Origin of the sequence: Microcoleus sp. S13_C3 (assembly GCF_036700905.1) — a bacterium.
GTDB lineage: Bacteria > Cyanobacteriota > Cyanobacteriia > Cyanobacteriales > Microcoleaceae > Microcoleus.
Genome location: NZ_JAUBPT010000188.1, coordinates 1 through 14616, shown reverse-complemented (window position 1 = coordinate 14616; position 14616 = coordinate 1). Strand labels below are relative to the sequence as shown.

Genomic DNA, 14616 nt, shown 5'->3' with positions numbered 1-14616 from the left:
ATTTTGGATTGACTTGCGCGAGATAAATTCGGGGGCTTGAGGATTTTAGATTTTAGATTTTGGATTGATTCCACGGAGAAATCACGTGGCGGGTACCATCAAGAAATTCTTGGTCATTTGAATTCGAGGTTAAATTAGACAAACTTTCGTCTGCCTCAGCAGAAAAGCCAGATATTCTGTTAGAGCCCCGGCTTTTTGAAAAAGTCGGGGCTCTAAAGCCCGATCGCATTTAAATACTAAAGGGAGCGAATCACTCGTTGTTCGAGAATGCGTTTGCCTTTGTTATAAATACTAAGGCTAGCTCCTGTAACGATGTAATCGTAGGTGCCATTTTTTGCCACGTAACCAGTCCCCTCTTCAGTTCGAGCACGCAGGGCGATCGTGCTGCCGTTACTCTTTTTAACGCCGTAGTAATATAGTTGATTGGCCCTGTTGTAGCACAGATAAATCCGAAAGTTGCTGGTCTCGAAATAGTTTGCCAGTGTCTGTCTTTTGCGAACACAAAAATCTCTCACCTGTTTTTCGGGAGTGGATACATTAGCTATTTGTATGGTTTCAATCGGAGACTGAGTGCGAGACGCTGTTGGTGCAGTGCTTGTGTTCGATTGTCCTAGAGCCAAGGTTGCCGCTGGATTGCTGGCAAATAGCATTAAACCGAGTAAGCTGGTTTGTGTGAGTCTTGCTGTGAAGTTCATAAGTCATTCGTTTAAAATATGTTGATGCGTCTAATCTAGGTAAGTTGGATTGATTAGGGCGATCGAACTGTACAGTTTTCACAATTGGCCTCAAGGAGGAAATCCTGGGATGGAATTTCCGTTTCCCCTGAGATCTGCCACTATTCTCAATAAGCTTTTAGGGGCAGGCTAGAAGCCCGCCCCACAATAGGATTGAATGTATAGTCGAAAGCTGGTTACTGAGAATGATATTTTTTTGTGAGTTTCTCTGCAACTGACTAGCCGACGGACAATTAAATAACTGGCACTTTCGATTGCTGATAGGACTTATGCACTAACAGGCGATCGCGAGGACAAAGCAGAGAATTATTTTAAATATTGTGCGCCAACTGCGGGCGCGGATGCTAATTTTCATCAATTTCGATAAGTGCGATCGCGCGACACGCCCCCGTAACCCACGAGGGAAGTCTTTACGTGTCGCTTTTGGGATCTTCAGGCCCAGAGGGTACTTCTCCCCTTTGTTGGGCTTCCAATAAAGCCGTTTCCACGAGAAAGGCTATCAGGTTAGCCGTGGATCTGCCTTGCTTGTCAGCCCATCGATCCAAAGCTTCATATACGTAATCAGGAAAGGTAACGTGAACGCGCTTGCTCAATGTAAATGTTTGTTTGTTTGCCAACGCTCTTAATGGTACAAGCTTACGCTCCCGATCGTGTTGTTACCCTATTCTTAAAAATCTACTGACACATATTTGGGCTTATTATGTTACAATTCGTCTAATCCCATCAAGGCTCAGTCAAAAGCCAGTCCGATGCTTTCCGAGGGCTCAGGACTGGCTTTGGCTCCAATTAACAAGGAGATACACCTATTATGCCGTATGAGAAACGTCTCAGACCGTGGATCGTTGTTCGTTTGCTTCCAAATCTACAAAGGGTCGTTGTCGGTCGCTTTCGCAGTTGGTCTGATGCAGAGGGTCATTTGCGAATTCTCAAACAACTGCTTCCCGCGGCTCGATTGACTCTAGTTTTCGATCCGATCGATTAATTTGGGTTGCGAGTTGATTAAGTGCGATCGCCCTTGGTTGAAAGAGGGCGATCGTAGATGTTGGAATCTTATCAAAAACAGGCAAGATGCCTGTTCCACAAAGAATGGTTTTTGTTGTGGGGAGTAGGGGTTGGGCAGGAGAGCCCGCGCCTACTTTCGGGCAATGTTAAACTGGACGCAAGATATCAATTGAGTTGGGAAAAACACCGTGACAGCTATTCTACAAGTAACAGAACAGCCAACAGCACAGCGCTACTTCACTCCCGAAGAATATCTAGCCCTGGAAGAAGCAGCAGAGTATAAAAGTGAATATCGCGATGGAGTAATTATTCCTATGACAGGTGGAACTACGAATCACAATCGCATTGCCCTGAATATGAGCATAGCATTACGTCTTGCTCTTAAGGGACTTGACTATGATGTTTTCATGGGCGACGTGCGTCTGTGGCTGCCGAAAAAGCGAACTTATACTTATCCCGATGTGATGGTAATTCCGGGGAAACCTGAGTATTTCAATAATCGCCAGGATACGGTGATGAATCCTCAAGTGATTGTGGAAGTTTTATCGAAATCTACGAAAGCTTACGATCGCAGTGATAAGTTTAAGTTTTATCAAACGCTGCCGACATTTCAAGAGTATATTCTGATTGACCAATCTCAGGTTTATGTAGAACAGTATTGTAAGCTGGCAAACAAGCGGTGGTCGTACCGTCAGTATGATGAGGAGGATGCGGCGCTAGTTTTGAATTTCTTTCAAGTTGAAGTGCCGCTGGCAGATGTCTATGAGAAGGTGGATTTTGAGGCGGAAAATGAGCCAGAAGAAAGCGGGGAGGAATAAGGGCGATCGCTTTCTTGGAAATGCGGGTTATCATTTAAGTGAGCGATTCCCTACCCTTCGGGAACGCTTCGCGAACGGGATAGCTTCGCACGCGCGTACTCAAAAAAAGTATTTGTTCAACATCCTTGTGGGAGAACATCAACATGACAGGCACTTTGCAAACAACCGAGCAACGTTACTGCACAGAAGAGCAATATTTAGCACTGGAAGAAACAGCAGAGTACAAAAGCGAATATCTCGACGGCGAAATTATTCCTATGACAGGCGGATCTACGAATCACAATCGCATCGCAGGAAACGTTTACATTGCTTTAAATTTCGCTCTTCCAGAACAAGAGTATGATGTCTTCATCGGTGACGTGCGTCTGTGGATACCAAAAGTGCGACTGTACACTTATCCCGATGTAATGGTAATTTTAGGGCTACCTGAGTACCGCAACAATCGCACTGACACGATTACCAACCCTCAAGTTATTGTGGAAGTTTTATCAAAGTCTACTAAAAACTACGATCGAGTTGACAAGTTTACATTTTACAAAACTATTCCTTCTTTTCGAGAATACATTCTGATTGACCAAACAAAAATCAAAATCGAGCAGTATTCTAAAACCGAGAATAAAAGATGGTTGTATAGCGAGTATGATGAGGAAGATAAGGCTTTAGTGTTTAATTCCTTCCAGTTAGAAATTCCTCTATCTGGTATTTATAAGAAAGTGAATTTTGAGCAAGTTGAGCAAGAAGATAGTCAAAATGAGGAGTGAGGGCGATCGCACGCTTGTTTGAGAAGGGCGATCGCTCAGGCCTGGTGTTAAACTGAATCTAGCGATCGTGTTAAGCAAGCAAAAAATAGCCGTGATACCTATCCAAGAACAAATTGTTGACCAACTGAAAAATTTCTCTGAAGTCGAACTGCAAGAAATCCTCAACTTTGCTGATTTCCTGTTATGGCAGCCCAGAAAGCAGCAAGTAGCTTCGCCGCCTGATGAAACTGGCAACAGCCAACCAGCAAATATGGATGAAGAGTGCGAGGTTCATTATGTGGGTGGAGTTTTAGTCGTCAAAGCATCATCAATAAAAAATCAAGGACTGATTAATTGGGATAGAATTATTCCCGATATTCGCGGTGAAAGAATCGGGAAGTTTATATAAAAACGAACGTTTTATTTGATACATCCGTTGACTTGTAGGGGCGGGTTCACCAACCATCTCTGACAAAAACTAGCAATCTCAAAAACCCGCCCTATCCCCATGATAAATACCAAAAAACAATTAGGGGCGGGTTCACCAACCATCTCTGACAAAAACTAACAATCTCAAAAACCCGCCCTATCCCCATGATAAATACCAAAAAACAATGGGTGCGTTGCAATCGACAATCTCCGAAATAAATCGCAAATCTCACATATCCGCAGCCTACCGGATGAGATTTATCGTTTGGTGGGGGCGGGTTTTCAATATTGTTTATTTTTGGCGCAGATGGTTGGTGAACCCGCCCCTACAACAGCTAAATAATCCGATATATTCTGCCTTGAGTAACAGATATCTATTGCCCTAAATCTAAACACTTCCCAAATATTCGCGCTTCTCTCCGTCAGATTCGGGGCGATCGCTTCTACGCTGCAACAGCGCATCTATGGCTGGATTGATCGTTTCCTGAACTTCTCCATTTTCACCGTGAATTACCACATCAAGCCATTGAGCTTTTGCAGAACCCACTGCATATTTAAACGCTGCTTCCTGAGTGGGAAATACCTTTTGACTTGACTATACATTTTCCTCTGTCACCGCCCACCCATTTGAATGAGGTGCTACGTGCATTTTGTGATTCAATTCCTCCAATACCCGGTGTCGCAATCCAATTAAAGTAATGCCGACAATAGTTTCACTATCCTCATGATAGCGGGCGATCGCTCCATCGCTAATGTCCACAGCTACACCCTCGCGCGGTTCTCCCAGCGAGATATATAGAACATCCGCTTCTCGATCGTAGAAACCTGTAATAGTTGTGGGATCTTCGAGAATTTTTACTGTTTTATCCATATAATTCGCTTATTTGATGATGGCTGTTTTCTCAGGTAAGCTGTTGTGATAAATTTCTGGTAGCAAAGACTCTTTCAAGCTTATACTAAAGTTATGATAAAGTTAATCCTTCTCAGCTAAAAGATATTTTATCACTCATCGTTCAGTATTCGAGGCAAAAAATGGGGGAAATTTCAGAGACAAGCCGTTTGCAAGGACGAGTAGTAAAAATTCTGAATGACAAAAGAGGCGGCTTCATTTCACCCGATGATAAAAGTGATAACCTTTATTTTATCGCTTCACAAGTTGAACACGATAAATTTGAAACTTTGAAGCCGGGAGATATCGTTACTTTTACTGTTGGCAAAGGTAAGGATGGCACGCTAGTTTTTGCTAATAAAGTACAATTAGTTAGCGCCGAAAAGACTAATAAGGATTGTACAACAGAAACTCGCTTTCGTGGTCATGTCAAAAAAATTTTTCTCAACAGGCAATCGGGTTATATTACACTTGAGGGTAGCAATCAAGACCTCTATTTTATTGCCAAGCAAGTAGAAGAGAATAAATTGGAAACTCTTAAAGTGGGGGATGCAGTTACCTTTACTATTGGTGAGAGCCAAGATGGGAGACTCTTCGCCAATAGAATCCAGCTTATTGATGTTGAGCAAATAGATCAAAATGATTATCCTGCTGAGTCTATCTCAACGCCTATTACCTGTGATGAACTTAAAAACCTAATAATTGAGCAATTTAAGCGAATAGTACATACAACCAGCTCAAGTGAATTTGAGGACTTGACTTTTTTATTACTGAAAAATTTGGGCATCCATTATCTCTATCAATATGACAAAAGAAACCAAGCTGGTAGAGCCGATGGATTTTTCATTATTGGCAACCTTGCAGTAATGTATGATTGCACGCTCAGGGAGGGTTTTGAAGAATATAAAAAAGACCAGATTGAAAACTATATAAATAAGCTTGAGCAGGCTCAGTTGACATTTAACCTGAGATCTTCAGACGGTGTACAAAAGAAAAAAACTCTTAGAATTGATGGCAAAAGCAAACAAGTTTGGATTATTACTCTAGGTCAAACGCGAGAAATCAGTGATTACGGTAATATCAAAGTTAAGGAAGTTTCGGTAAATCATCTTATTTGGCTACTTCAAGAGAGATTAAACCGAGACGTGATAGAAGAAGATGATTTGGCCCTTAATCTATTATCTCGTATAGAAAAGGTCATTCCTGCTTAAAGCAGTTTTGCATTTTGAGTGAGGTGGGCAAATGCCCACCCCACCAATAACCTACGCGCCGACAGATTCCTTGGCTGCGTACAGCACCTCAACGGTAATCTTATCAATCCCCCGATCGCGCGCGAACTTCTCAGTATTCCGCTTCACCTTACCCCGCACAAAACCAGGGATTTTATTCAATTCAGCCTGTCCATCCTTCGTCCAACCCATATCAGAATCAGCCGAAATTCCCTTGGTAATCACTTCCTTGGTATCGTGGCCGCCGAAGATTTCCAGCAAGTGGTCTTCCATTCCCAAAGTGAAGGAATTGTAGACCAAATCTACGCACTGATTCGTGCCTTCATAACCCAAAAATGGCTTGTAGCCGATCGGGAAATTTTGGACGTGAATCGGTGCAGCAATTACGCCGCAGGGAATATCCAACCGCTTACCAACGTGGCGTTCCATTTGCGTGCCGAAAATGGCCGAAGGTTCCGCTTTGGCGATCGCATCCCCGATCGCCCCGTGATCGTCCGTCACCAGCACTTCATCGCAATACTCGCTAACCTGTTCCCGGAACCAGTCAGCGTCGTGTTTGCAGTAGGTTCCAGCCCACACAACGTGGATTCCCATCTCGCGAGCCAAAATCTTCGTCATCGCCGCAGCGTGCGTATTATCGCCAAATACGACGGCTTTTTTGCCGGTTAAATTTTGGCAGTCGATCGATCGCGAAAACCAAGCAGCCTGCGACACAAATCGAGTTTGTTGGTCAATAAAATTTTCGTAATCAACATCGGCACCTTGAGCATTCAAAACTTGCTGAATCTTGCGGATACAGCGCGCCGTTTCCACCACACCCATCGGCGTAATATCCACCATCGGCGTGCCGAATTCTTTTTGCAAATACTCCCCTGCCATCATTCCCAATTCCCGATAAGGAACCAAGTTAAACCAAGCGCGTGGCAGTCTTTTCAAGTTATGAACCGAAGCACCTTCGGGAATAACTTCGTTGACTTCAATGCCCAAATCTGCCATCAAACGCTTCAACTCGGTGCAATCGTGCTGGTTGTGGAAACCCAGCGTAGACATACCGATAATGTTGACAGATGGTTTTTCGCTTTTAGCTTCTACTAAATCGCCTTTTTTGCGGGCTTTGTTTATGTAAAATTGGACGATTTGATCCAAAGTGCGATCGGCTGCTTGCAGTTCGTTGACGCGGTAATGGTTAACATCCGCCAGCAATACATCGCCTTTGGCATCCAATTGAGCTCTCTCCACGAAGTTTTCCAAGTCTTCTTGCAGAATGCTGGAGGTGCAAGTCGGGGTGAGCACGATTAAATCTGGGTGCTCTTCTCTGTCTTTGCGGGTGATGTTGTCCACCACCCGTTCCTGCGAACCCCGCGCCAGTACGTGTCTGTCAACAACGCTGGTAGTTACCGGGGTGAAATCCCGTTCCCTCTCCAACATGGAACGCATGACGTTGAAATAGTCGTCTCCTATGGGTGCGTGCATGATCGCATGGACGTTTTTGAAGGAAGTGGCCACGCGCAAAGTGCCGATGTGGGCTGGGCCTGCGTACATCCAATAAGCCAATTTCATAAAAAATACTCGGTAAGTGGGAAACTCAGAGTCTTTAGACCTGAGAGGAAACGACTTGGCGGTTAAAACCGCCTTGAATCCCCTCCGGCGAGGGGTGGAGGGGTATGGTTGCCCCTCCGGTGAGGTATGGTTGCCTCGATCTCCCTTGCGGGGTAATGTTAGCTTCGCCAATGTTATAAGAGCTTTTTAGACCTGCAACACTGCCTTAGTGACTTTAAGACTGTTTAATTGCAGATGACAGGGCAGGGGACTAGCTTCGCATCCACAGGGTGTCATGACTCAAATAACGTAGACCTCTAAGGTCTTAGGCCCGTCAGCACAGCTTGCTCGATCGCTCTAACAAGCTCAGTCCCTTTAGGGCTGAGTTACTGACAGGTATTTTCCTGGTGCTGGTTGAGAATTGCCCGATCGGGCGATTACTGCTAAATTTTAAGGTTGTTTCTGATTTTCTCACCGGATGAATCCTTGAGAAATACTAATTTTCTGAGAATTTACAGATTTAGGAAATGCTCAAACGCTTTCCCTGCTTGGGATTTGACTCGCAATTCAAACAACTTTACCTGGGTTTTATGGCAATAATTCTTAATCTTTCCTCAACTTTTCTTAAGAGTTAGGCAAATTTGATTAATGTAGGGTTCGCGGCCGCGCACCAGACAAGGTGCAATAATTCTGCATTTTTTGTCCAATTTACTCTGGTCAAACGGTCAATCGATTTTAGATTTTAGATTTTAGATTTTAGATTTTAGAATTGACCCCACGGATAAATTCGGGGGTTTGTTTATCGGATACAGGTTTTTTATTTCTGGGTTCTGAGTCTGGGAAGGAATGAATCAGGGGGCTTGTATCCTGGATGCTTTCGGTCAGTTAGTATTGTTAATCGATCGGTCAAAATAGATAGAACAGAAGGAAATTGCAGATTCCGAAGCAACACTTAACTCCCTCCGCGCCTCGGTCGCCAATTATAGTTAAGATTTGCACCGCCCGGTTTTTTTTAAGCTCCCCAAATTCGTGCCCGATCGCCGGAAAAAATAAATCTTTCAGCACTTGCGTATTTTCACGAGATGTGGTGACGCTCCACTAAAGTCAAGCGATTGCTTGGAATCTGAGATGATTTAGTTGTCAACATGGCGATCGAGCATTAAAGTAAATGCTTGCACAAATCCTGTATTTGTGATTTTGTTTACCTAACTGCGGAGGTGACGAAAGCCCCAGCGTGCTTTTGTCAGCAGTAGCTCATTCCTGTCAAGGCCTGCCTTCCCACACATCCCAAAAGATAGCTCTTGAGCGATAATGAAGAATAATATAGGATTTACGAAAAGAAACCCGATTTACCCGAAAAAATCTTGGGTTTGTCAACGACTAGCAACGAAGAAACCGGGTTTCTAGCCCGCCGCGCGTCAGTCCTGTAACATTGACCAAGCACACCTAATTTGAGAGAACCCAACTATGATGGCAATTCCCGGCGTTGCAGTTCTCGCTCTCATTTATGAAAGCAGCACTTCCCTGGTTTACCGCGGCCACAACGAGCAGAACAACCAACCTGTTATTATCAAACTTATCAAAGAAGACTATCCGACTCCTGAAGAACTGAATAGATACAAGCGCGAATATGAGATCACTGCCAACTTAAGCCTGTTGGACGGAGTTGTGAAAGTGTATAAGTTGCAACAGGTTAGAAATAGTCTGGCAATGATCTTAGAAGATTTTGGGGGGGAATCATTAAAAATATTTATGGGTTCCCAAAAATTTACCCTTTTAGGATTTCTGACTACTGCCATCAAAGTTGCTGAAACTTTGGGAGAAATTCACGGGAAAAATGTAATTCATAAAGATATAAATCCCTCTAATATAGTTTTTAATCCTGCTACAGGACAAGTGAAACTAATAGACTTTAGCATCTCCATAGCATCCAACCTGGAAAATATTCCCAGTAAAAATCCCAATTTTCTAGAAGGGACTTTAGCCTATATGTCGCCCGAACAAACCGGCAGAATGAACCGGGTAGTCGATTACCGCACCGACTTTTATTCCCTCGGCGTGACCTTCTATGAAATCCTGGCAGGACAACTCCCTTTTCCCACTACAGATCCTATGGAGTTAGTTCACTGTCACATCGCCAAACAGCCAGTACCTCTCGCTGAAATAGCCCCAGAAATTCCTAAAGCTGTTTCAGATATTGTGATGAAATTGTTAGCAAAAACCGCTGAGGAGCGCTATCAAAGTGCTTGGGGACTAAAAGCAGATTTGGAATCCTGCCTGTTTCAGTGGCAAACATCTGGGTTTGTTTCCGATTTTCCTCTCGGTCGCCAAGATATTTCCGACAAATTTCAAATACCTCAAAAACTTTACGGCAGACAGCGAGAAGTTGAAACTCTTTTAGCGGCATTTGAACGGGTAGCAGCAACAAATAATCGAGGCTACCGCACCGACGATTCTCAAATTTCTGTCATCAAAAAAGAGAGCAGATCGAAAAAAGAAATTCCCTTGTCAGTTTTGGCGAGAGGACAGCATAAATCCCGCAGCGAGATGATGCTGATTGCCGGTTATTCCGGCATTGGCAAATCTGCAATGGTGAAGATTTTAGACAAACCGATTACCCGCCGACGTGGATATTTTATTTGGGGAAAGTTTGACCAGTACAAGCGGACTATTCCTTACTCTGCCGTTGTCAGCGCTTTTTCGGAGTTGGTGCGACAACTGTTAACTGAAAGCGAAGCTCAATTAGCAGTTTGGCGCGAAAAACTCCGCACTTCTTTCGGTCAAAACGGACAAATTATTATTGATGTCATTCCCGAAGTTGAACTAATTGTCGGAGCTCAGTCTCCTGTAGCTGAATTGGGGCCGACGGAATCTTTGAACCGCTTTAATTTAGTATTTCAAAATTTCATTCGCGTATTTTGCCAGCCAGAACATCCGCTGGTCATTTTTCTCGACGATTTGCAGTGGGCTGATTCTGCTACTCTCAAGCTGATAGAGTTGATGATGACAGATGAAGCTACGCAATATCTGTTTTTAATTGGTGCTTATCGGGATAATGAAGTTAGTCCTACTCATCCTTTAATGATGACTGTGGAGACGCTGCGAAATCAGGAAGCTATCATTAATCAGATTGCTTTGTCGCCGCTGGGGGTGGAAAACATAACTCATTTGATTGCGGAGACTTTGCACAGCGATCGAGAATCTGTCAAACCGTTAGCTGAATTGGTAATCAGCAAAACCGACGGCAATCCTTTTTTTGTAAATCAATTCCTACAAACATTGTATCAGGAAAACCTGCTAGTTTTTCACCCGCCACAGTCGGGGAGCAAGGGCGGCTGGCATTGGGATATGACTCAAATTGAGCAGTGCGCTATCACTGACAATGTAGTAGATTTGATGGTACAAAAATTGAGAAAACTGCCAAGCTCAACGCAGCAAGTTTTGCGTTTGGTGGCTTGTTTGGGCAACGAATTTGACTTGAATACTCTTTCTTTAATTAATGAAAAAGAAGCCTCGGAAACTTTTTCTCACCTGTTGCCCGCGATTAAGTCGGGACTGATTCTGCCAACTTCGGAATTGGAAAGCAAGTCATTAGATTACGTGCTGTTTCCACTATTAATTCTGAATTATAAATTTTTGCACGATCGCGTACAGCAAGCCGCTTACGCTCTGATCGACGACTCGCAAAAAAAGGCAGTTCACCTGAAAATAGGCAGGCAAATCCTAGAAAACACCCCGGCTGAATATCGCGCTGACAGAATCTTTGAATTAGTCGATCACTTGAATGTGGCTCGATCGCTAATTAAAGACGATCGAGAATTAATTGAACTGGCAACGCTGAATTTAGACGCGGCCCGCAGAGCCAAAGATGCCACTGCTTATGTTGCTGCCTTGCAGTATTTGACCGCCGGCATGGACGGTTTGAGCGCCGATATTTGGGATGCCCACTACGATTTAGCCTTTGCCTTGCACATGGAGCGGGCAAATGTTGAGTATTTAAACGGTTATTTCGAGAAGTCTGAAGAATTTATTAATATAACTCTGGAAAAAGCGCGATCGCCCTTAGAAAAGGTAGAAATTTACAACCTGCTGATCGTGCAGTACACCCTGCGGGCGAAGTACGAAGAAGCCGTTAAAGCCGGAATCAAAGCTTTGGACTTACTAGGCATTGACTTGCCCCTAGACGGGCTACAAAAAGTCATATCCGAAGAATTTGCAGCAGCCACAAATATTTTAGCAGGTAGAGAAATAGCTTCGCTGATTGACGCCCCCGAAATGACTGTACCCGACAAAAAAGTTGCAGTCAAATTAATTACAAACTTGCTGACATCGGCGTACCTCAAAAATCCAGACTTGTGGAAAGTCAGCGTTTTAAAAGGAGTCAATCTTTCTCTACAATATGGTTTAGTACCCGAAGCCTCTCTTTGCTATGCTGGCTACGGTATGTTCTTAAACGCAGTTTCGGGAGATTACAAAGCTGCCTATCAATTCGGCTTGCTATCGCTGAATCTCAGCGAAAAATCTGGTAATATCGGCTTGAAGTGCAGAGCTTGTTCATCCCTGGTCAGTATTTTTTATTACTGGTTCAACCACATCAAAGATTCCCACGCGATCAGCAATGAAGGATATCAAGCAGCTTTAGAATCAGGAGATTTAGAGTATGCGGGTTATATCCTGTCCAACCGCATAGCTAACTCATTTTTTCAAGGTAAAGAAATTTCGCAAATTCTGGTCGATACGAGCAGGTATTTGCAGTTCAGCCAAAAAACCAAAAATCAGCTCGTAACCGATATCTTATTAGGGGTAGAGTTAATCCTCCGTAACTTGAGCAAACTAACTCCTGAAAAGTTTGTATTTGAAAGCGAAGATATCAGCGAAGCTGAATACGTCCACAACTGTCAAGCTCATCAAAATTTGTACTCGCTGTGCCTTTATCAGATTCGCAAATGCCAGGTAATGTACTGGTACGGCAACTTCAACGAAGCGCTACAACTAGCTTTTGAAGTAGAAAAACAGCTATCTTTTATTACCGGAGCCATACCCGCTACCGAATGGAATTTTTTCTTTTCTCTAACTTTAGCCGCCGTTTTCCCAAATGTTTCAGAAGAGAAGCAAAAGGAATACTTGGAAAAGTTAGAGGAAAACCAAAAACAGATGAAAATTTGGGCAGACAACTGTGCCGAAAATTTTCTGCACAAGTATCTTTTAGTACAAGCAGAAATAGCCAGAATTTCCAAGAAAGATTCAGAAGCTGTAGAACTGTACGATTTTTCTATCAATTTAGCCCAAGACAATGAGTTTGTCCAAAATGAAGCGCTAGCTAATGAACTAGCAGCTAAGTTTTGGTTGAGTAAAGGCAAGTATCAATATGCCAAAATTCACTTGCGCGAAGCTCACTCGTGCTACTTGCGCTGGGGTGCAGTTCGCAAAGTAGAAGATTTAGAACAGAAGTATCCGCAGTTGCGGGAAATGACGCCGATCAACGGAAGTTTTAACAACAATCAAACTACCACAACTATTCATACTTCTACGGGCAGCGATGCGAGAGTGCTGGATTTAGCAACGGTAATGAAAGCATCTCTGGCGATTTCTAGCGAAATTGTCCTCGATAAGTTGCTGGCTTCTTTGATGAGAATCTCCTTAGAAAATGCGGGTGCTCAATTAGGTTTTCTGATTTTAGTCAGAGATGGTCAACTGTTGATTTCAGCTAAAGCGTCAGTATTTGCTGAAGATGTAGCGGTGCTGCAATTTACGCCTGTTGCAGACTATCACGATTTACCTGTGACGGTGATTAATTATGTGGAAAGGACTCGCTCGGATTTGGTATTGAGCAATGCGGCGGGTGAGGGACTATTCACAGCCGATCCTTACATCGCTAAACACAAACTGCAATCTATTTTGTGTACTCCAATCATCAATCAAGGCAAACTGATCGGCATTCTTTATTTAGAAAACAATTTGACTGTCGGAGCATTTACTCCCCACAGATTGGAAGTTTTAAGGTTGCTTTCTTCCCAAGTTGCTATTTCTTTGGAAAATGCTCTACTTTACAATTCGGTTGAACAGAAAGTGCAAGAGCGGACGCAGGAGTTAAATGAAAAGAACGAGCGTTTAGAACAAACTTTGCGCGAACTTAAACTAACTCAAGCTCAATTAATCCAAACGGAAAAGATGTCTAGTTTGGGGCAAATGGTGGCTGGTGTAGCTCACGAAATTAATAATCCTGTAAGTTTCATCTACGGCAATCTTAATCCGGCTAGCGAATACGTTAAAGACTTGCTAAAATTGATTGAGCTTTACCAGCAGCACTATCCAGAACCTGCTGAGGAAATTCTAGAAGAAATTGAAACAATTGAGCTGGAATTTTTGAGCGAGGATTTGCAAAAGCTGCTGGATTCCATGAAAGTAGGAGCGGAAAGAATCCGGGATATTGTGCTAAGCTTGCGGAATTTCTCGCGCCTCGACGAAGCGCAAATGAAGTCGGTAGATATCCATCAAGGCATCGACAGTACGGTGATGTTGCTGCAACCGCGCCTGAGAAAAGAGGGCGGGCGTTTGGGAATTGAGGTGATTAAAAATTACAGCACGCTACCCCTAATTACTTGTTATGCGTCTCAGTTGAATCAGGTATTTATGAATATTTTGACAAATGCGATCGATGCTCTCCTCGTAGCAAGAGATTGCCCGGAAAACTCTCATCAACAGCCGACGATTACAATTTCTACAGAGGTGACTCACAGGAATTCTGTCATAATTAGAATTGCTGACAGCGGGCCGGGGATGAGCGCTGAGGTGCTGCACAAGATATTCGATCCATTTTTTACAACTAAGCCCGTGGGTTCGGGAACTGGTTTGGGATTGTCTATTTCTCACTCGATTGTTGTGAGTTCTCATGGCGGAAAATTGACTTGCGTTTCTGCACCCGGAGAGGGGAGCGAGTTTATTATTGAAATTCCGATCGCGCCCAGGCAAGTTTTGTAATCGGCGCTACTATCAACCCACAGCATTGCTGAAAGAGTAAGGATGTTTCAGGGAAAATGGAAGAATCAACGTCTCTACCTCTGTTTATCTGCGTAAATCCGCTTGCGCCGTTCGTGATTGTTGACGATTCTGCGAAGCTGAGTGGGCATCGCTGTTGCAGGAATTTATAAAATAAGTTAGGAGCGCGAATTAAATAACTTACAATTTTAATTGTTATTGTGGGATGGGCGTCCCGCCCGTCCTTTTTGGACGGGC

At 43.6% G+C, this 14616-nt stretch carries 10 protein-coding genes and 1 pseudogene; 5 read left to right on the top strand and 6 right to left on the bottom strand.

Annotated features, from left to right (window positions below; translation table 11 throughout):
* Positions 1–236: 236 nt before the first annotated feature.
* The 3 genes from QUA16_RS31985 to QUA16_RS31975 form a co-directional block, all read right to left on the bottom strand.
* On the bottom strand, positions 237–695 hold the full coding sequence (locus QUA16_RS31985) for a hypothetical protein (RefSeq protein ID WP_333108328.1): 459 nt from the start codon (positions 693–695) through the stop codon (positions 237–239).
* Between the two features lie 449 nt (positions 696–1144).
* Complete coding sequence (locus QUA16_RS31980) at positions 1145–1351, bottom strand: ribbon-helix-helix domain-containing protein (protein WP_333108327.1); 207 nt, start codon at positions 1349–1351, stop codon at positions 1145–1147.
* Positions 1352–1660: 309 nt separating this feature from the next.
* A complete protein-coding gene (locus QUA16_RS31975; RefSeq protein WP_333108329.1) occupies positions 1661–1801 on the bottom strand; it encodes a hypothetical protein in 141 nt (46 codons plus the stop codon).
* A 123-nt stretch (positions 1802–1924) separates the two neighbouring features.
* Here QUA16_RS31975 and QUA16_RS31970 point away from each other — a divergent pair, with 123 nt between their 5' ends.
* The 3 genes from QUA16_RS31970 (at position 1925) to QUA16_RS31960 (ending at position 3703) form a co-directional block, all read left to right on the top strand.
* Positions 1925–2554 (top strand): Uma2 family endonuclease, encoded by a 630-nt coding sequence (locus QUA16_RS31970; RefSeq protein ID WP_333108326.1) that lies wholly within the window; start codon positions 1925–1927, stop codon positions 2552–2554.
* Between the two features lie 143 nt (positions 2555–2697).
* Positions 2698–3315: a Uma2 family endonuclease gene (locus tag QUA16_RS31965; protein ID WP_333108324.1), complete on the top strand. Its 618-nt coding sequence runs from the start codon at positions 2698–2700 to the stop codon at positions 3313–3315.
* A 91-nt stretch (positions 3316–3406) separates the two neighbouring features.
* Positions 3407–3703, top strand: coding sequence for a hypothetical protein (locus QUA16_RS31960; protein ID WP_333108323.1), 297 nt, complete (start codon positions 3407–3409; stop codon positions 3701–3703).
* A 408-nt stretch (positions 3704–4111) separates the two neighbouring features.
* Here QUA16_RS31960 and QUA16_RS31955 read toward each other — a convergent pair.
* Both QUA16_RS31955 and QUA16_RS31950 read right to left on the bottom strand, forming a co-directional pair.
* Positions 4112–4300: pseudogene (locus tag QUA16_RS31955) on the bottom strand (DUF2188 domain-containing protein); the annotation flags it as partial.
* An 18-nt stretch (positions 4301–4318) separates the two neighbouring features.
* Positions 4319–4594 (bottom strand): DUF2283 domain-containing protein, encoded by a 276-nt coding sequence (locus QUA16_RS31950; protein WP_333108321.1) that lies wholly within the window; start codon positions 4592–4594, stop codon positions 4319–4321.
* A 161-nt stretch (positions 4595–4755) separates the two neighbouring features.
* Between QUA16_RS31950 and QUA16_RS31945 the strand changes: the two genes are divergently transcribed.
* On the top strand, positions 4756–5823 hold the full coding sequence (locus QUA16_RS31945) for a cold shock domain-containing protein (protein WP_333108320.1): 1068 nt from the start codon (positions 4756–4758) through the stop codon (positions 5821–5823).
* Between the two features lie 51 nt (positions 5824–5874).
* On the opposite strand, the gene bchB is transcribed toward QUA16_RS31945, so the two are convergent.
* Positions 5875–7401 (bottom strand): ferredoxin:protochlorophyllide reductase (ATP-dependent) subunit B, encoded by a 1527-nt coding sequence (gene bchB, locus QUA16_RS31940; protein ID WP_190659189.1) that lies wholly within the window; start codon positions 7399–7401, stop codon positions 5875–5877.
* Between the two features lie 1446 nt (positions 7402–8847).
* On the opposite strand from bchB, the gene QUA16_RS31935 reads away from it, so the two are divergent.
* Entirely contained in the window at positions 8848–14361 is a 5514-nt protein-coding gene (locus QUA16_RS31935) for an AAA family ATPase (protein WP_333108319.1), read from the top strand.
* The last annotated feature ends 255 nt before the right edge of the window (positions 14362–14616 follow it).